Genomic DNA, 18,537 nt, shown 5'->3' on the forward strand with positions numbered 1-18,537 from the left:
GGCTCAGGCGCTCTTGAGCTGCTGGCGCTGGCGGCCCAGGCCCTCGATCTCCAGCTCGACGACGTCCCCGGCGCGCAGGTACGGCTTGGGCTCCGGCTGCCCCATGGCGACGCCGGCGGGGGTGCCGGTGTTGATGACGTCGCCGGGGTAGAGCGTCATGAAGCGGCTGACGTACCGCACCACCTCGGCGACCGGGAAGATCTGGTCCGAGGTGTGCCCGTCCTGCTTCAGCTCGCCGTTGACCCACAGCCTCAGGGCGAGGTCCTGCGGGTCCGGCACCTCGTCGGCGGTGACCAGCCAGGGGCCCAGCGGGTTGAAGGTCTCGCAGTTCTTGCCCTTGTCCCAGGTGCCGCCGCGCTCGATCTGGAACTCGCGCTCGGAGACGTCGTGGGCGAGCGCGTACCCGGCGACGTGGGCCAGGGCCTCCTCGTCGGTCTCCAGGTAGCGGGCGGTGCGGCCGATGACGATGGCCAGCTCGACCTCCCAGTCGGTCTTCACCGAGCCGCGCGGCACGAGGACCGTGTCGTCGGGGCCGACGACGGTGTCCGGGGCCTTGAGGAAGACGACGGGCTCCGCCGGGATCGCGGCGCCGACCTCGGCCGCGTGCCCGTGGTAGTTCAGCCCGATGCACACGACCTTGCCGATCCGGCCGACCGGCGGGCCGATCCGCAGCCCGGTCGCGTCGAGCGCGGGCAGCACGCCCGCCCCGGCGGCGGCCCGGACCCGGTCGAGCGCCGAGGCGTCGCCGAGGAGGCCGCCGTCGACGTCGTCGACCAGCGCGGACAGGTCCCGGAGCGTCCCGTACTGGTCGAGGAGGGCGGGCCGTTCGGCCCCTGCCGGGCCGACACGCAGCAGCTTCATGGTCTTCTCCCTGTGGTCGAGGTGGCCCGGGGGGTGGGCCGTCGTGAACCCCGGCCGATGGAGTGCGGCCATCGGAGGATTGGTCGATCCTCCAATGGAACGGGTCACCCCGCAAGACCCCGTTCACACCCTGGACCCTTACGCGGGAGTAACCAGGGCGCCCGCGGCGGGCATGTCCCGGTAGAGGAAAGCCCGCTCGACCGCCGTCCACGTGGTGCTGGTGACGAGGTAGAGCGCGGCGGCCAGCGGCACGGCGGCGACCGAGAGCAGGGTCGCGAAGGAGAGCAGCGGCAGATAGCGCCCCATGGCGGCGGCCACGCCCGCGCCGGGCTGCGCGGGGTCGGCGACGACGGGGGCGGGCTGCCGCCGGGCCCGCAGGAAGGTGTACGTGGCGACGGCGGCGACGATCGCGAAGACCACCAGGTAGACCCGGCCGGCCGGGCCGAAGGCGCCGCCGTGGGCCAGGGCGTCGGCGTAGTGGCCGCCGAGCGGGGCGCCGAGGAGGTCGTGCCCGGCCATCCGCCCGCTGGAGAAGAGGTGGAACATCAGGAAGAACGCGGGCGCCTGGAGCAGGCTCGGCAGGCAGCCGGCGAGCGGCGAGACCTTCTCCTCGGCGTGCAGCTCCATGACCGCCTTCTGCAGCCGCTCGGGGTTCTTGGCGTGCTTCTCGCGCAGCTCGGCGAGGCGCGGGGCGAGCCGGGTGCGGGCCTTCTGGCCGCGGGCGGCGGCGCGGGAGAGCGGGTGGACGGCGAGGCGTACGCACATCGTGAAGAGCACGATGGCGGCGGCGGTGGCGCTCAGGCCGAACAGCGGCTGGAGCAGGTCGGCGAGGCGCTCGACCAGGGAAGCGAAAACGGACATGGGAGCCCTCCGAGGGGTCTCGTCGTGCCGGAAGAGAGACGTTTCGGCGTGACGGAACGCGCGGAGGGGACCGGGAGAACCCGGAGTGCGGAGGAGGTCCGGTCCCGCTACGCGGCCGTCGGGACGGGACGGCCGGGTGCGCGGGGCCTGCGCCGCCCGGGGGCGTCGGGGTCGCGCTGGGGCAGGAACGCGGTGCGCAGGGCCCGTTCGCGCAAGGCGGTGCGGACCCGGGTGGGCGGCACGGGCAGGACCGCGCCGGCGCCGATCAGGGCGCAGACGAAGGCGGTCGCGGCCATGGCGAAGGCGGCGGAGAGTCCGGCGCCGGTCGAGCCCTCGGAGAGCAGCAGGTCGGCGAGGGCGAGGAGGAAGAGGAGCGGCGCGAGCAGGCGCAGCAACAGCCCGTTGCGCATCCCGGCCTCCCGTCCGACCCTCGTCACCGGCCTCTGCCGGCCCTCCCGTTATACACGACCGGTCTCCAGCGGTACGAGGAGCCGGTGGGGCACGAGGAGGGCGCGGCCGACCGGGTCGGCGGGGTCCGGGTCGAGGCCGGCGCCGGGCCGCGTCTCGATGTCGGCGGGGTGGACGGGGACCCGGCAGGCGGGGCACTCGCCGTGCGGGCCGAGCTCGGTGCCGCAGTCGACGTGATGGAAGTGACGCATGGGCGCGATGCCGGTCAGCTCCTCGCGCCCCCACAGGCCGAGGGAGCGCAGGACGGGCCAGAGGGCGACGCCGCGCGCGGTGAGCACGTACTCGTCGCGCGGCGGCGACTCCTGGTAGCGGTGCCGGTCGAGGACCCCGGCCTCGACGAGGGCCTGGAGGCGGGCGGCGAGGACGGCGCGGGGGGCGCCGAGGTGGTCGAGGAAGTCCTTGTAGCGGCGCACGCCGTAGAAGGCGTCGCGCACGACGAGGAGGGTCCAGCGCTCGCCGACGACCTCAAGGGCGCGGGCGATGGAGCACTGCTGGGTCGCGTAGTCCTTGCCGAGGGCCATGGGGACGAGTGTACGGGAATGGGTTCAATGAATGAACCTTCGCTGGTACGGTACGAGGACGCTCAAGGTTCAATGAACGAACCGACGGAAACCGAGGTCCTGCCATGCCGCCCCACTCCGCCGCACAGCCCCCCGTCCCCACCGCGCAGGACGTCACCGCGCAGGACGTCACCGCGCAGGACGTCACCGCGCAGGACGTCACGGCGCAGGACGCCGCCAGGGACGAGGACGGCGTCGGCGGCGGCCGGGCCCGGGGACAGACGCCCCTCCGGACCCCCCGGACCCCCCGGCCCCCCAAGCCCCCGGCCCCCCGCGCCCCCCGGCACGGGCGCGCGACCCTCGCCGTCACCAGCGCCGCCACCGCCCTGACGCTGATGAACTACACCGCCCCGATGCTCACCCTGCCCGGCACCGCCCGCGCCTTCGGCACCCCCGCCGCGCTCCAGGCCTGGCTCCTCAACGGCACCCCGCTCGGCCTCGCCGTCCTCCTCCTGGTCGCCGGCAGCCTCGCCGACGCCCACGGGCGGCGCCGGGTCTTCCTGCTCGGCACCCTCGGCCTCGGCCTCACCACCGCGCTCGGCGGCTTCGCCACCTCCACCCTCACCTTCACCCTCGCGCGCGTCGCCCAGGGTGCGGCGAGCGCCGCCGTGCTCGCGGCCAGCCTCGGCCTGCTGGCCCACGCCCACCCGACGGGCGCGGAACGGATCCGGGCCACCGCCGTCTGGGGCGCCTTCGTCAGCGCGGGCATCGCGCTCGGGCCCCTGCTCGCGGGCACGCTCAGCACGCTGGCCGACTGGCGCTGGACGTACGTGACGCTGGGCGCCGCCACCCTCCTCGTCGCCGCGCTCGGCACCCGTACCCTCGCCGAGTCCCGCGCCCCGCGCGCCGGCCGGACGGACCTGGCCGGGGCGCTCGCGCTGGGCCTGGCGCTGGCGGCGCTGCTCACCGCGCTGACCCTGGGGCGGGACGGCTGGCTGCGCCCGCGGGTGGGCCTGCTGGCGCTCGCGGCGGTGGCCCTGACGGCCCTGTTCGTACGGGTCGAGCGGCGCGCGGCGGCCCCGATGATCGACCTGGCGCTGTTCCGCACCCCGGCGTTCCGGGCGGCGACGGCGGGGGCGCTGTTCACGGGCCTGGCGGTGATCGGCTTCTTCAGCGTGCTGCCCGCCCTGCTCCAGCGGGGCGCGGGGATGGCGCCGCTGACGACGGCGTGGCTCTTCCTGCTCTGGTCGGGCACGGCGTTCGTGGTGGCGCTCCAGTCCCGCAGGCTGGCCGGGCGGCTCTCCGCCACGCACCAGCTCGCGCTGGGCTTCGCGCTGTCGACGGCGGGGGTGCTCGCCCTGTACGGCGCCCTGGAGGGCGCGGGCTGGCCCCGCCTGCTGCCGGGCCTGGCGGTGGCGGGCGCGGGCAGCGGCCTGCTGAACGCGGCCCTGCCCCGGCTCGCGGTGGACTCGGTGCCCCGGGAGCGGGTGGCGATGGGCTCGGGCGCCAACAACACGGCCCGCTACATCGGCTCCTCGGCCGGCGTGGCCCTCGCCCTCGCCCTGTCGACGACGGGCCCGGACACGGCCCTGCTGACGTCGGCGGCGCTGGGGCTGGCGGGGGCGGCGGTGACGCTGGCGACGGGACGGGGCTGACGCGCCCCCGGTCAGCGCGGCAGCCGGGCGTCCGTGAACTCCTCCCGGGCGAGGACGTCGCCGTCCGGACGGGGGTCGTGGGCGTCCGGAGGCCCGTACAGACTCACGGCGACGGCGACGGCGAGATTGACGAGGAGGGCGAGCAGCCCGGCGTTCAGGCCCCAGAGGGGATCGTTCCCGGAGAACACCAGGCAGCAGACGAGCACGACCCCGACGACGAGCCCGCAGACCCCGCCGTACAGCGTCATCCGCCGCCACACCAGCCCCAGCAGGAGCAGCGGCAGAAGCTGCGCCATCCCCTCGTACGAGATGAGGGAGAGCCGGACGAGGGTGGTGGGCGCGGTGTACGTCATGACGAGCGCGAGCACCCCGGCGACGACCACGACGAGCTGCGCGAGCCCCTTCTCGCGGCGCCGCAGCCGGGGCACGAGGGAGAGCACGCTGCGCCCCCACATGGTGCCGATGACCAGCATGAAGACGGCCATCGGGACGATCGAGGAGAGCGCGGCGGCGACGCCGACGAGACCGACGGCCCAGGGCGGCAGGGAGTCGGTGACGAGCTCGAAGAGGGCGAGGTTGGAGCCGGCGCCGGTGAGGCCGGGGACGACGAAGAGGGCGGCCATGCCGAGCAGCATGGGGACGAAGAGCAGCACGTTGTAGGCGGGCAGCCAGACGGCGTTGCGGCGCAGGGTGTCGGCGTCGCGGGCGCCGAGGTAGCCGGCGACGGTGGTGGGGAAGATGACGACGGTGAGGGAGTTGAGCAGGGTGGTGGAGGCGAACCAGCCCACCCCGTACCCGCTGGCCTCGCCCCCGTGCCCGGGCAGCGCGAGCCACTCGCGCTTCTCGTCGGCGAGCCGGCCGAGGAACTCCCCGTAGCCGTCGAAGTAGTGCAGCGGCACGTACACGGCGAGGAAACCGAGGGTCAGGATGACGAGGGCGTCCTTGAGGACGGAGACCCAGGCGCTGCCGCGCAGCCCGCTGACGACCACGAAGCCGGTGGTGACGGCGAAGGCGAGGAAGTAGGCGAGGTCGAGCCCGATCCGCCCGTAGGAGATGGTGGAGAGCACGACGCCCATGCCGGTGATCTGGAGCTGGATGTACGGCAGGAGGAAGACGGTCGCGAGGACGGCGACGAGGGCGCCGAGCCAGGGGCGGCGGTAGCGGTGGGCGGCCATGTCGCTGACCGAGACGAGCCCGTGCTTGCGGGCGTAGCCCCAGAGCATGGGCCCGACGACGTAGCCGAGGGCGTAGCCGCAGGACATGTAGGCGACGACGTAGAGCACGGGGGCGCCGTAGTTGTACCCCCACCCCGCGGCACCGAGGTAGCTGAAGCTGGTGTACCCCTCCCCCGCCATCAGCACCCAGATGAACACGGGCCCCAGCGACCGCCCGCCGACCGACCAGTCGGCGAGCCCGCCGCTCTCCCGCCGGCGGACGGCGAGCAGCCCGAGCAGCACGGTGAGGACGAGGAACCCGCCGACGATCCAGAGCGCCGCGCTCACTTCGGTCCCGCGGCCCGCCGGTCCCCGCGCCGCGCGAGGGCGACGGAGAAGGGGGTGAGGACGGTGGCCCCGAGCAGCCAGAAGAGCAGGAACGGGACGCGGTTGACGAAGGGCAGGGCGGCGACGAACAGCAGGTACGGCACGAGCAGCCACAGCAGATGGGGACGGCGCTTGATCACCTGGTCGAGCCTAGGGGGTGTCTGACAATTCGCGCCGGATCAGGCCGGGTCGTCCGGTGCGTGCGCTCGGCGCCCGGCCGGGATCCGCCGGACAGGCCCTGAGCCCTACGGGGTCACGAGCTTCGCCCAGACGATGAGCCGGTAGGTGGAGGTGTACTCGGGGGTGCAGGTGGTGAGGGTGAGGTAGGCGCCGGGGTCGTCGTACCCGTAGGACGGCTTGTAGAGGGAGCGGGGTACGGGGGCGATGACGCCCCGGTCGCGGGGGGAGGTCTGCGGCAGGACCAGGTCCACGCGGTAGGTGAACGTCCCCCGGCGGGTCCGCACCTCGATGGTGTCGCCCTTGCGCAGCCGGTTCACGTAGCGGAAGGGCTCGCCGTGGGTGTTGCGGTGCCCGGCGAGCGCGAAGTTCCCGGCGCGTCCGGGCGCGGCGGTGCCGGGATAGTGCCCGACATATCCGCGGTCGAGCACGCCGCGCTTGGCGACACCTTCGGCGACGGGGACGGTGAGGCCGATGCGGGGGATGCGGAGGACGGCGTAGGCGGAGGAGGCGGGAGCGGAGCCGCCGGGGCGGGAGCCGGAGGAGGCGTCGGGGGAACCGCCGGCCAGGTCCTCGGACGCGTCACCGGGCGGGATGTCGGTCTGGGCCTCGGGCGAGGCTCCCGGCTGGGCACCGGACCGGTCACCGGACCCGTCACCGGGCTGCCCACCCGGCTCGGCGTCCCACGCCCGCTCCAGCGCGCGGACCTGCCGGCCGGCCTCGGCGCGGGCCTGCTCGTTGGTCCACCACAGCTGCTGGGCGACGAAGAGCACGAGGACGACGCCGCAGGTGACGAAGAGCTCGGCGGCGATCCAGAGCACACGGCCGGCGCGGCCGGCGCCGCCGCGCCCCGCACGCCCCTGCACCACCACCGGATTCCGACGCCGCACGGCGGGCACGATAAGCGCTGGGGCGCCAACTCTCCAGGGCCGTACAGCAGTACGGTGGACGACATGCGCCCCGACATGTCTGCCGACCACACCACCGAAGCCGAGCGCCTGCTCCGCACCGCGGGGCAGTACCCGGAGGACCGCGAACCGCTGCTGCTGCGGGCGGCGGCCCACCTGGAACTGGCGGGCGACCGCGAGCGGGCCACGACGCTGTACGACACCCTCCTCGCCGACGCGCCGGCGCGGCCGCTCCTCATCAGGGCGCTGAAGGCGGCGAACCTGTGGGAGTACGGACACGAGGCCGAGGCCCGCGCGATCATCGAGGGCGTCCGGGCGGCCCGCCCGGAGGACCCGGCGCCGTGGGAGATCGCGGCGGAGACACTGGAGTCGCACGACGAGCTGGAGGAAGCGGAGGCGACGTTCACGGAGGCGGCGACCCTACTGCTCCCGCTGCCGACCGAGGACGCCTCGCACACCCCTGGCGGGAGCGGAAGGGCGGAGGCGGTCCCGTACGCCCCCGGCGGAAGCGGAAGGGCTGAGGACGTCTCGCACGCCCCTGGCGGGAGCGGAAGGGCGGAGGCGGTCCCGTACGCCCTCGGCGGGAGCGGCGGGGCCCAGGAGGTCTCGTACGCCCTCCAGTCCCTCCTCGCGGCCCGCCACCGCGTCCGCCGCCTCCTGGCGCTGCCGCACGACGCGCACGACACCCTGGCGGACGGCCTCCACACGGGCGACGTGCCCCTGGACGAGCTGCACGACCCGAAGCGGCTGTGGTCGCTGGGCTCCTCGGACCCGGCCGAGCTCCAGGCCGAGATCACCCGCCTCCGCTCGGAGCTGGGCTCGTACCGCACCGCGCTGTCCCGCCCCTTCCCGGTCGCGGTCCTGCACTGGCCGGAGGCGGAACTGGACGAGCTGCTGGCCGCCTACCCGGAGCTGGAGGCGGAGTACCCGACCTACCGGGCGCACCTGACGGACATCGAGGCGTCCCTCCGCGAACTCGCCCAGGCCGGCACCCCGAACCTGGGCATCGTCCCGGCGACGGTCCCGTCCTACGAGGCCTTCGCCGCCTCGGAAGCCTCCACCCCGGCCAACCCGGACCTCCTCCCCCAGTACGCCACCACCCTGGCCGCCCGAGGCCGCGCGACGACCTGGCCCCCGCTGCGGGGGGCGGGGTGCTGGTGCGGGTCGGGGCGGGCTTATGGGGGGTGCCACGGGGGCGCACAGGCGTAAGGTCGCGGTCGGGCTCCGACCCGAGTGCTAGAACCCTCCGGCGGTATGGTGCGGCGGCATACTCGACCGTGAGGGATCAGAATGGCCGGCGACTCAGAACCCGAGCTTCCCGCGCACTCGTGGGCTTCGAGCCCCGGGACGCGGCGAAGCATGCAGTCGAACAAAGGGCGCGACACGAAGCCCGAGCGGGCTCTGCGAAGCGCAGCGCATGCTCTCGGCCTCAGGTACCACGTCTCCGAGCGCCCGATCCCGGCGATCAGGAGGACCGCCGACCTCGTCTTCACCAGGGCACGGATCGCGGTCTTCATGGACGGCTGCTTCTGGCATGCCTGTCCTGAACATTTCACCGTCTCACGGACCAATCCGGAGTACTGGGCGGAGAAGGCCGAGAAGAACCGAGCACGCGATCGACAGACGGATCGACTGCTCCAAGAGGCGGGCTGGGCTGTTCTCCGGGTCTGGGAGCACGAGGATCCACACAAGGCGGCGGCCCGCCTACGAGATCTCTACGATCGCCGGATCACCACGCAACGTGACAGAAATGCACGCTGAACAGCAATGGATGCATCGAAAGCAAGCCATGATCGATCACTTTCGTACCAGTTGCGAGATCGATGCCCTTTTCCATACGCCGCGACACCCAATAATGTGTCGTCTTGAACAAAGGTGACGTGCCGGCACGCTGCTCAGCAGATGCCCCCACGACGTCGGAGCGCCCCTCGGTTCATCCGACCTCAAGCGCACGAGACAGGGGAACGGTCACCGCCCATGACCGAGGCATTCGACGGCATGTACGACACCTTCAAGGCTCTCCTGGACTCGTTCCCTCCATCGGAGGCGGTCAAGCGGCTGGAACAGCTCGGCATCAGCTCGGAGATCATCCAGCAGATCCGTGAGCGTCACGAGCGGCAGACGGTTCGGATCAAGGAGCTCGAGGAACCGCACGCGGTCGTCCTGGGCAACCGGGACACCTGGTACACCGGCCCGCACGCCAAGGACAGGTGCTGGCCGGCGATCGTGGACATCCTTCGCAGAGACGGCTGGCCGGAAGAGCCTGCCATCCGGTCTTTGGACGATTCCTCCACCCGCGTCGTCTCGCTGCTGAACCACCCGAAGGAGAGGTCGTTCTCGACACGCGGACTCGTCGTCGGATACGTGCAGTCGGGCAAGACGACCAACTTCACCTCTGTCATAGCCAAGGCCGCCGACCGTGGCTACAAGCTCTTCATCGTTCTCGCCGGCGTCCACAACGGACTGCGCAGGCAGACCCAGGCCCGTCTGGTGCAGCAGCTCGTCGAGCCCAATCCCGCGATGTGGTCGCAGCTGACGGGTCTGGACCGAGACTTCACCCCGCAGGAGAACCCGGCCTCCTACTTCGGCAAGAGCAACGGAACCCGCGTTCTGTGTGTGGTGAAGAAGAACGCGGCGGTCCTACGCAAGCTGAATCGATGGCTCGAGGCGGCGTCCACGTACCTCAAGGACTGCCCGACCTTGATCATCGACGACGAGGCCGACCAGGCGACCGTGGCGACCAAGTCGATCAACCCCCTGATCCTGAGCATCATGGGCACCCTGCCGAGGAGTGCCTACGTGGGGTACACGGCCTCACCGTTCGCCAACCTGCTGATCGACCCGAGTGCGGAGGACCTCTATCCCAAGGACTTCGTGGTCAACCTGCCCAAACCTCAGGGGCACTTCGGTACCGAGGTGCTCTTCGGCCGGTATGCCCTCGACGGCGAGGACCCTGAGCAGGTCGACGACGGGCACGACATGATTCGCTCCGTCCCCAAGGACGACGTGCCCTGCGTCCGTCCCACGACGGCGGCCGACGTCGAGGGCTTCGAACCAGTCATCACCGACACTCTTCGAGCGGCGATCGAGTACTTCTGGCTGGCCACGGCAGCACGGCGCGTCCGCGGCACGGGCAATCCACACAACACGATGTTGATCCACACAAGCGTCAACACCACCGTGCACGACAGTTTCCGCAAGCCACTCGAACAGCTCTGCGACCGCACCGCCACGTCGTTGACCGAAAGTGCCCTTCTCCTTCGTCTGCGTGCACTGTGGGACCGGGAGACCGCTCGGGTCCCCGCCTCGGAGTTCGGGGAGACGAAGGTCTCTTTCGAGGCATTGCTATCCGAACTGCCCGAAGTGCTCAAGAGCTGCCGCATCATCATGGACAACTCGAACAGCGAGTACCGGCTGGACTATGAGAACGGCCCTGTCACGGCGATCGCGGTGGGCGGCAACACCCTTTCCCGAGGTCTTACCCTCGAGGGCCTCTCCGTCAGCTACTTCGTTCGAGCCGTCTCGGCGTACGACACCCTGCTTCAGATGGGACGCTGGTTCGGCTTCCGGAACGGGTACGCAGATCTTCCCCGGATCTGGATGACGGACGAGTTGGCCGAATGGTTCCGACACCTCGCCACGGTCGAGACCGAGATGCGCCGCGACATCGACACGTACATGACCGAGGACGAGACTCCGCTGACCTTCGCCGTACGCCTCCGCACTCACCCCGCCCTGCGCGTGACAGCGGCGGCCAAGATGCGTGACGCCGTGACGGCGGCCTCCTCCTATGGCGGAAAGCGCGTCCAGACCCACTACTTCCACACAGACGCGGAATGGCTGCGCGAGAACATCGACGCCGCACGTGCCCTCGTGAGCAGCTCCGCGGCACACTCGGTCACAGTCGAGAGTCGGCCTACGGAGGGTCGATACGTCTATCGCGGCGTACCCTATGACTTGGTTATGGACTTTCTGTCCGCTTACCGATTCCACGAGCAGTCGCCGGAGAACGACGCCGATCTCCTGACGGGCTACATACGGAAGCGAGTGGCAGCGGGATCGCTCCGCAGGTGGAATGTCGCGATCGTCGGAAACCCTCGTGGGGAGAGCTTCGAATTCGCTCCCGGCGTTTCAGTGGGGCGGAACGTGCGTGCCCGACTCTCCCTTCCCAATCCGACACCCGGCCTCGCCGACATCAAGACCTTGATGAGCCGTCGAGACGCCGCTGTCGACCTCGACGGGGACGTATCGAGCCTGACCGAGAAGGGCATCATGGAACGGCGCCGCGTCGAGCTTCCCGACACCGGCCTTCTGGTCCTGTACCCCATCGACAAGGTGTCCGCGCCCAGCCCCACCAAACTGAGGCGTGAGGCGTTGAACGCCGAGGAGCACGTCGTCGGCGTGGGCCTCGTCTTTCCGGCTCCCCTCCACGACAGCACCGTCGAGAAGTACATTTCGGCAGACCTGTCGAAGATCCGCCTCGAGGACGAGGACTACAGCATCCTCGACAGTGACGACTCATGAATAAGGACACGTTGCGGAGCCTCGTCGAAGAGAGCTGGACCGCTCTGGAGGCCGAACAGACCACGAGTGAGCGACGCATGCGCGTCTCTCACCTGCCGATCGTCGTCGAACACGACAATCGGCCGGCGGTAGCCGTGGACCACCAGGGATACCGTCACGTTCTCGTCCCGATACCGGCTGGTCGGCGCGTGCGTCCCGGGCTGGACGGGCCCGTTCTTCAGCTCCGTAAACGCCCGCTGGAGGATGCCGAGAGCTACCAGACGTACGCGGATCTGGCATGCCTTCGAGGCGACCTCAACGATCTCTTCACGGAGCTGTGCGTCGATGTACTGGGCGCGGCCGAGCAACGGCCGGAGAACGCGCTCAAGGCTCTCCACCATGTCCTCGATCGCTGGAAGGATCTCTTCCGCACCCAGGGCACTCCCCTGACGGCCGAACAGCTCACCGGGCTCTTCGGCGAACTCTCTGTCCTCTGCCGCCTATTGGAGATCGAACCGAGCGCACACCACTTGTGGGCGGGCCCAGCGGGGCATCGGCACGACTTCTCATCCGGATCCAACGCCATCGAGGTCAAGGCCGGCACGAGGGCCGAGCGGAGACCTCGCATACATGGGCTCGACCAGCTCGATCGACCGAACGACGGCTCTCTCACACTGGTGTGGTTCCACCTACAGCCCGCCCAGAGCGCCCTCGGTACCTCCATCGTCACGCTGGTAGAGCGAGCTCTCTCGCTCTGCGACGACGAGGGCGCCCTCATGGCTTCGCTCGCGAACGCCGGATATCACCACGCGGACGCCGAACGCTATCGCGGCGTCCGCTTCCTGCCCCAAGAGGAGAGGTGGTACCGGGTGGACACCGACTTCCCCGGCCTCACGACCAAGACCCTCGTCGAAGCGGGGCTCGCGGTCTCCATCCAGAACGTCGAGTACACGATCGATCTCTCTGGTGACCTCCCCCTCCCCTTGGGGAGCGACGAGGTGTCCCGAGTGATAGAGGACATCCTCCAGGAGGCGCGGTGACGGAGCCCCGTTGGTTCTCCCAGCCCTACCCACCCGAGGGGGCGAGCGCCGCTGAAGGGATCCGCAACCAACTCGGCCGCCCCGAGCTCGACCTGCTCACCATCCTCGTACGTGAGTCGGCTCAGAACAGTTGGGACGCTAGATCCCACACGTCCACGAGCCCCGTCGAATATCGCATCGACGTCTCCACCGTCGGCCCTGCCCACATCGGTACGTGGCGTGAGCTCCTCCTTGCCGACGCACCGACCGATGTGGACCAGTTCCCGCTCCGCGACACCCTCAGACACGGTCCCGTGAGACTCCTGTCGGTGACGGACAGGGGCACTCGTGGGCTAGGGGGCCCGACCCGTGCCAACGACGCCATCGGCGCCGATCGAGATTTCGTCTCCTTCATCCGCAACATCGGAGAGCCCCGCGACACTGCCCTCGGCGGTGGTACCTACGGCTTCGGCAAGGGAATCTTCTACCTGCTCTCGAACCCGGGGACGATCCTCGTCCATACCCGGTGCCGTACGCCGCAGGACGAACTGGAGACTCGCCTCATCGGGTGCACTCTCTGGAAGAGCCACGTGGCCGATCACGATGGAACGAGCCGTCGCTTCACCGGCCGGCACTGGTGGGGCGACGCCTCCGGGGACGTGATCGAGCCGCTTACAGGCAGTCAGGCGGACGCCATGGCACGACGCCTCGGGTTGAGACCGTTCACGGGTGACGAGACCGGCACGACGGTCGTGGTCATCGACCCCAACCTGGACGGACTGGCCCCCTCCGAGGCAGCCGACTACCTGGCCGAGACCATCGCCTGGCACCTCTGGCCCAAGATGATCTCTCCTGAGGGCGGCGATCCCGCCATGCGGTTCTCCGTCACCTGCGACGGAGTCGAGCGCCCCGTCCCGAACCCGCGTGAGGTCGCCCCCCTGGACATGTTCGTCGCCGCCTACGAGGCGTCGAACGGGCCCGAGGGTCGAGACCTGGAGTGCCTCAAGCCCAGGCGCCTTCTCGGTCGCTTCGGAATGGTGAACCGCATTCGGCCACCACTCGATCCAAGCCGTGCAGGACGCATGCTGAACATCGAGACGCTCGTCCACCACGTCTGCCTGATGCGCCCGGCCGAACTCGTGGTGACCTACCGGCCGGGGCCGAAGCCTGCGACCGAGGACCACGCCTACGCCGGAGTGTTTCGAGCCGACGAGTCCATGGACGAGGTGTATGCCAAGGCCGAACCCCCGACTCACGACGCGTGGAACCCTCAATCACTGGAACGCCCGGAGAGTACGTTCGTCCAGACGACGTTCCGCCGCATCGACGAGGCTCTGGATCAGCTGCTCTCACTCGGCGGAGTCGCCCGCTCCGGTGCCCGCGATGTGGCGCTGGGGGCAGCGAGCACGCTGTTCTCGGGACTGGTCGGCGGCGCCTGGGGCATCGGCGGAGCGACCGCCTACAGCAAGCCCGGAAGCACTGTCACACGAGCCGGAGCGCGAGAAAGAGGCGAGAGGGAATCGCACGCCACGGCCTCAGGGCGTAGAGGCCTCGACGGCGTCGCACCGGACGGCGCCGAGCTCGCGACGGAAGCGGCCGAGGGGATCGCGGGTTCCGTCACCGCGGCGGAGAGAAGCGGCGGACAGCGCAGGAGGCCACGGGTCCAGTACGTGGGAGAGCCCTACTACGACGATCGCGGCGACCTGACAGTTCTCGTCCAGGAGTTCCGCCTCCCCGTGCCCGTGTCGCAACGAGTCCACATCGACCTGGCCGTGGCCTTGCCGGGAGCCGGAGGCCGCGAGACCGACCCGCCGATCGGCGCTCAGATGCCGGCGCTCGTGGGCTGGGAGGACAGCGACGGGCGCCTGTACGAATCTCAGACCTGTGAGATCGACGGAGGAGAACCCGTCTGGCGTGCGGTCGTGAGGCCCGCACCGGACACGATGACGGAGATCGGCATCAGAGTGGAGGCGGTGAACTCACCGTGAGTAGGCGTGTCCTTCCGTATCGCATCCCATCCGATGACGTCGTCACCGCCGGACCGTGGCGACTCGCCGTCGACGACGGGGAAGTGCCCCTGCCGGAAGCTCTCCCGCACTGGGACTACCGCATGAACCTCACCCTCCGGCGAACCGTGCGCATCGACCTCGATCGGGCACGTGCCCAGTGCGGCCTTCCTGCGGAGACCGCGCTCGCTCTCGCCGCCGTGTGGACCGCCAGCGGGTCGAATCTGAGTGGCCCGGGGCATCGGGAGCGTCTCACCGATCTCGGCGTGCGCTCCGTGGATCTGGAGGTTCGGCTCTCAGGGGCTGACCTCGGCGGACTCCTCGTCCTCGATACGGCCCTGGTGCTGGCCGAACGTCGAGGCGACGGTCGACCTTCGTCCCCTCGTCGTGCCGGGTCCGTCCTGTGGAGCGAACGGGGCTCGGTGCGGCTGCAGGGCGATGCGCCGCAGTTCCCCATGGCCGTGATCGACTTCGCCCATACCTCTTTCCCGGACGGCGCGGCCTGGCACCTGCAGATCAGCGGCGGCCTGGAGAACGCGACCATGGGCGCCCTCCTGCTCTTGGTCAACGAACGGAACAAGGTCACCACGGCTGCCTTCGAGAACGCGCACAAACCGCGTCCTGTCGATCGTGTCGTGCTCTCCGCGGTGTACGCGGACGCCGCTCGCATCATGATCGAATACGCGCTCTCCCACGAAGACCTCTCGGAAGAGTCCGACTATGCCGAGGACTCACTCGGCGCGACCCTGCTCAGCCTTTTCGATCAGCTCTTCCCCGGCCGGTCGATCACCGACATCCGGCTGCGCCGTGCTCAGTCCCCAGCGCTCTTCGCCTCGGATCTGCAGGCCGCCGTCAAGATCTTCGAGGTGTCCTGATGAGCCTTCTCTACCCCCGCCTGCTGACTCAACAGGCACGTGGCCTCTACGACGAGTATCGCGATCTCACCATCGCCGACCTGAGCGATCGGGTGTCGTACGCACACTCCTCCGCCGTGTACGTGGCCACCGGCGGCGATCGAGTCTCGGCAGAGCGGCTGAAGGACCTGCGCCGTGCCGTCGTCGAGCTGGCCGCAGCCTCCGGGTTCCCCGACAGCTCCGATCGCACCCGCAACTCCGAGTTCGATCTCAGGCTGGCGGAGCTCCTGCACGCGGAAACAGGAATGGTCCCCGCCGAGGCGGCCTCGCGTGACGTCTGGGCCTTCCTCGCTCTCGTCGTGCTCCCCGACGTGGCGTACTGGCGCTATCCGCAGCCGCCCAGAGACCGAGTTCTCGGGACAGACCTCACTCGGCACGTGTTCGGTCGCCTCTGGTGGCGTGCTCAGCTGGTGCGCTCTACCGACAGCACGACCCCGTACAGCGCTCTGCGGATCCTCGGGGAGGCCGCGTTCGACCAGATCTACGCACGCCGTGCCGCTCTGGGCGGAAGCCCCCACATGGTGCGAGCGATTCTTCGGGTCTGGAACCGGTTGGACCTGAGGGGCCTCAGCGAACGAGAAACCCTGCGCGACTTCCTCAAGCGCCTGCTTCGTCTCGCCCCGTTCGTGCTCTTCGACGGCATCGAAGACGAGGCCCTGGACGAGGAGCTTCTCGCCGTGGCTCTGGAAGCCGTCGAGGCTCAGCGGCCGAAGTCCCGGGGCGCGGTCGACGCACGGTTCAAGTCCATCGAGATCTGCTCGGGATCAGGCGCCCAGGCACTGGGGCTGGAGCTGGCGGGTTTCGATCCGCTACTGCTCATCGACAGTAAGGCCGACGCGTGCTTCACCATCGATCGCAACCGGGCCGGCTGGGACGTCGTGTGCATGGACGTCACGGAGTTTCACGCCGAGATGCGTCCGGACGTCGCCGGCGTGGACCTCTTGAGCGCCGGTCTGCCTCGCGTGAAGTCGTCTGCCACGACAGGGCGCGTTGAGGACACAGAGGAGCGACGCGTCCTTCGGACAGTGGTCGATCTGGCATGCTCGATCAAGCCGAGCGCCCTTCTCTTGGAGAACGTGCCGGACCTGGTGGAGAGTCCCGCGTTCCAGGCAGACCGTGCGTGGATAGAGGAAGAGCTGTTCAACGCGGGATACCGTGCAAGCTGGCGAACCCTCAACGCCGCGGACTTCGGCGTTCCACAGAATCGCAGCAGCGGCTTTCTCGTGGCGCTGCGGGAGCCGTACTTCTCGCGATTCCAGTGGCCCGAACCGCACGGAACCCCGCCCCCGACCGTCGGCGACGTGCTCGGTTCCTCGATGGCCTCACGCGGGTGGCCTGGCGCGGAGCAGTGGACGAAGAACGCCGACCGCATCGCGCCCGCCCTGGTCGGAGGATCAGACCGCCGAGGCGGTGCCGACCTCGGCCCCACCGGCAGCAAGAAGGCATGGGCCGCCCTGGGCGTGAACGGAATCAGCCTCGGCGACGAACCGCCCGGCCCCGACTTCCCGGCCGATGATCACCCCAAGCTGACCGTCGAGCAGGCCGCGATGATCCAGGCGTTCCCTCCGGGCTGGAGCTTCGCGGGCGGCAAGACGTCCAAGTACCGACAGATCGGTCACGCCATGCCGCCTCCCCTGGCGACGGCAGTCGGGCTTGCCCTCGCTGCAGCTCTGCGAAGCTAAGATCGCACCATGCGCGCGTCCCGTCCCATGCCCCACGAGCCCATCACCGTCCTAGATCTCTTCGCAGGCTGCGGTGGCTTCACTCAAGGGTTTCACGAGTACAGGCCGGACGGGGCGATCGGCGACGAGCCCGTCTTCCACAGCATCGCGGCCGTCGAGCACAACAAGGCCGCAGCAGCGACCTACGCCATGAACTTCGGCAGCGGTCGACGCGACCAGAATCTACCTGCGGCTCAGGTCTACTTCGGCGACATCGAAGAATGGAAGCCGACGGAGGAAGCCTCGCACGCCGATGTGATCGTCGGAGGCCCTCCGTGCCAAGGGTTCTCCGCTTTGAATCGCAAGAAGAAGGGGAGCGAGCGCAACCGCCTCTGGGAGGAATACGTTCGCATCGTCGCGGAAGTCCGCCCAAAGGTGTTCGTGATCGAGAATGTCGACCGTTTCCTCAGGTCGGATGAATTTCAGAATCTACTGAAAGAAGTCCACCCACAAGGAAAGTTGGCCGACTACCGCCTCGTCGACCCGCCGGGGCATCAAACCTCTGACACAGAGGACGAGAAGGCTCGACGCTATCTCCTTAACTCTGCCAATTACGGTGCCGTTCAAGCCCGACGTCGAGCCATTGTGATCGGAGTGCGCCGCGACGTCGGAGATGGACGATCGATGGCTTACCCCCTTCAGACGCATTTCCGTAGAGCAACGAAGACGATCGGGACATCTGCGCAGCAACTGGACGGAACCATCGAAGAGTTCCGGTCATGGCTGGCGGTGGACGGCGTGTTCGACGAATCGGAAGGAATCCTCCTCAAGGGAACGGAGCTCCCCGACACCAAGGACTACATCGCCGAGGTGGACGATGTCATGCCGGGGGCTTTCAGTACAGAGGATCTACACATCCGCAGAAGCCCGGAAGTCCTTTCGCGAGCACGCTACAGAGCGATCCCGCCGGGCGGAAACCGGAAGGATCTGCGCAACAAGTGGTTCACCGTCGACGAATCCGGCTCTATTGAGATCTTCCCAGAGCCGAACCCTACGGGCGTGAAGACACCCGTCAAATATCTCTCCACCGAGAGCTGGGACAAGCACAACACGGGTACAGGCGATGTAATGGGGCGCCTTCGACTCGGCGAGCCTTCCGTGACCATCAGAACCGAGTTTTTCAAACCCGAAAAGGGACGCTACCTGCACCCCGAGCTGAATCGACCCATCACCCACTTCGAGGCAGCCAGAATTCAGGGATTTCCTTCCGAGTTCCGATGGTGCGGCTCGAAGACGGAGATCGCGATGCAGATCGGGAACGCTGTGCCGATCCCGCTCGGCAGAGCGATAGCCTCCGCCATCTACGCCTTCCTCCGCGGCTGACTCTCGGCGAGGGCGACACCGTCGGACTGCTCTGGGCTCCCGCGCCCGACAGACCGTCGGTGAGTCGTGCCTCGGCAAAG

The 18,537-nt window shown here is 69.4% G+C and carries 16 protein-coding genes; 9 read left to right on the plus strand and 7 right to left on the minus strand.

Features of this window, described 5'->3' with window-relative positions:
- Positions 1 to 3 precede the first annotated feature (3 nt).
- The 4 genes from ACZ6J5_RS06760 to ACZ6J5_RS06775 form a co-directional block, all read right to left on the minus strand.
- The gene (locus tag ACZ6J5_RS06760) at positions 4 to 861 is read right to left on the minus strand and encodes a fumarylacetoacetate hydrolase family protein (RefSeq protein WP_469388367.1); all 858 of its coding nucleotides are present in this window, start codon (positions 859 to 861) and stop codon (positions 4 to 6) included.
- Positions 862 to 999: 138 nt separating this feature from the next.
- Positions 1,000 to 1,722, minus strand: a complete 723-nt coding sequence (locus tag ACZ6J5_RS06765) for a YidC/Oxa1 family membrane protein insertase (RefSeq protein WP_469388370.1) — start codon at positions 1,720 to 1,722, stop codon at positions 1,000 to 1,002.
- A gap of 107 nt (positions 1,723 to 1,829) precedes the next feature.
- Positions 1,830 to 2,132: a DUF6412 domain-containing protein gene (locus ACZ6J5_RS06770; protein WP_469388372.1), complete on the minus strand. Its 303-nt coding sequence runs from the start codon at positions 2,130 to 2,132 to the stop codon at positions 1,830 to 1,832.
- 48 nt (positions 2,133 to 2,180) lie between these two features.
- On the minus strand, positions 2,181 to 2,711 hold the full coding sequence (locus ACZ6J5_RS06775; RefSeq protein ID WP_469388374.1) for a winged helix-turn-helix transcriptional regulator: 531 nt from the start codon (positions 2,709 to 2,711) through the stop codon (positions 2,181 to 2,183).
- A gap of 104 nt (positions 2,712 to 2,815) precedes the next feature.
- Between ACZ6J5_RS06775 and ACZ6J5_RS06780 the strand changes: the two genes are divergently transcribed.
- Positions 2,816 to 4,345 (plus strand): MFS transporter, encoded by a 1,530-nt coding sequence (locus ACZ6J5_RS06780; RefSeq protein ID WP_469388376.1) that lies wholly within the window; start codon positions 2,816 to 2,818, stop codon positions 4,343 to 4,345.
- A gap of 11 nt (positions 4,346 to 4,356) precedes the next feature.
- On the opposite strand, the gene ACZ6J5_RS06785 is transcribed toward ACZ6J5_RS06780, so the two are convergent.
- The 3 genes from ACZ6J5_RS06785 to ACZ6J5_RS06795 all read right to left on the minus strand — a co-directional run bounded on the left by ACZ6J5_RS06785 (position 4,357) and on the right by ACZ6J5_RS06795 (position 6,953).
- Positions 4,357 to 5,847, minus strand: a complete 1,491-nt coding sequence (locus ACZ6J5_RS06785) for a sodium:solute symporter family protein (RefSeq protein WP_469388378.1) — start codon at positions 5,845 to 5,847, stop codon at positions 4,357 to 4,359.
- Entirely contained in the window at positions 5,844 to 6,026 is a 183-nt protein-coding gene (locus ACZ6J5_RS06790) for a hypothetical protein (protein ID WP_469388381.1), read from the minus strand. The genes ACZ6J5_RS06785 and ACZ6J5_RS06790 overlap by 4 nt, the downstream gene beginning before the upstream one ends.
- Positions 6,027 to 6,131: 105 nt before the next feature.
- Positions 6,132 to 6,953 (minus strand): class E sortase, encoded by an 822-nt coding sequence (locus ACZ6J5_RS06795; RefSeq protein WP_469388383.1) that lies wholly within the window; start codon positions 6,951 to 6,953, stop codon positions 6,132 to 6,134.
- Positions 6,954 to 7,016: 63 nt separating this feature from the next.
- Between ACZ6J5_RS06795 and ACZ6J5_RS06800 the strand changes: the two genes are divergently transcribed.
- The 8 genes from ACZ6J5_RS06800 to ACZ6J5_RS06835 all read left to right on the plus strand — a co-directional run bounded on the left by ACZ6J5_RS06800 (position 7,017) and on the right by ACZ6J5_RS06835 (position 18,457).
- A complete protein-coding gene (locus tag ACZ6J5_RS06800) occupies positions 7,017 to 8,180 on the plus strand; it encodes an SEC-C domain-containing protein (protein WP_469388386.1) in 1,164 nt (387 codons plus the stop codon).
- A gap of 81 nt (positions 8,181 to 8,261) precedes the next feature.
- Entirely contained in the window at positions 8,262 to 8,732 is a 471-nt protein-coding gene (locus ACZ6J5_RS06805; protein ID WP_469388389.1) for a very short patch repair endonuclease, read from the plus strand.
- Positions 8,733 to 8,948: 216 nt separating this feature from the next.
- Positions 8,949 to 11,495, plus strand: coding sequence for a Z1 domain-containing protein (locus ACZ6J5_RS06810; RefSeq protein WP_469388392.1), 2,547 nt, complete (start codon positions 8,949 to 8,951; stop codon positions 11,493 to 11,495).
- Entirely contained in the window at positions 11,492 to 12,514 is a 1,023-nt protein-coding gene (locus ACZ6J5_RS06815) for a PD-(D/E)XK motif protein (protein WP_469388395.1), read from the plus strand. The genes ACZ6J5_RS06810 and ACZ6J5_RS06815 overlap by 4 nt, the downstream gene beginning before the upstream one ends.
- Positions 12,511 to 14,481, plus strand: coding sequence for a hypothetical protein (locus ACZ6J5_RS06820; RefSeq protein WP_469388396.1), 1,971 nt, complete (start codon positions 12,511 to 12,513; stop codon positions 14,479 to 14,481). The genes ACZ6J5_RS06815 and ACZ6J5_RS06820 overlap by 4 nt, the downstream gene beginning before the upstream one ends.
- A 122-nt stretch (positions 14,482 to 14,603) precedes the next feature.
- On the plus strand, positions 14,604 to 15,374 hold the full coding sequence (locus ACZ6J5_RS06825; protein ID WP_469388399.1) for a hypothetical protein: 771 nt from the start codon (positions 14,604 to 14,606) through the stop codon (positions 15,372 to 15,374).
- Positions 15,374 to 17,095 (plus strand): DUF6339 family protein, encoded by a 1,722-nt coding sequence (locus tag ACZ6J5_RS06830; protein ID WP_469388400.1) that lies wholly within the window; start codon positions 15,374 to 15,376, stop codon positions 17,093 to 17,095. Before ACZ6J5_RS06825 ends, ACZ6J5_RS06830 begins: the two co-directional genes overlap by 1 nt.
- A 9-nt stretch (positions 17,096 to 17,104) precedes the next feature.
- On the plus strand, positions 17,105 to 18,457 hold the full coding sequence (locus ACZ6J5_RS06835) for a DNA cytosine methyltransferase (protein WP_469388402.1): 1,353 nt from the start codon (positions 17,105 to 17,107) through the stop codon (positions 18,455 to 18,457).
- The last annotated feature ends 80 nt before the right edge of the window (positions 18,458 to 18,537 follow it).

This window comes from Streptomyces sp. NPDC042100 (assembly GCF_055582325.1).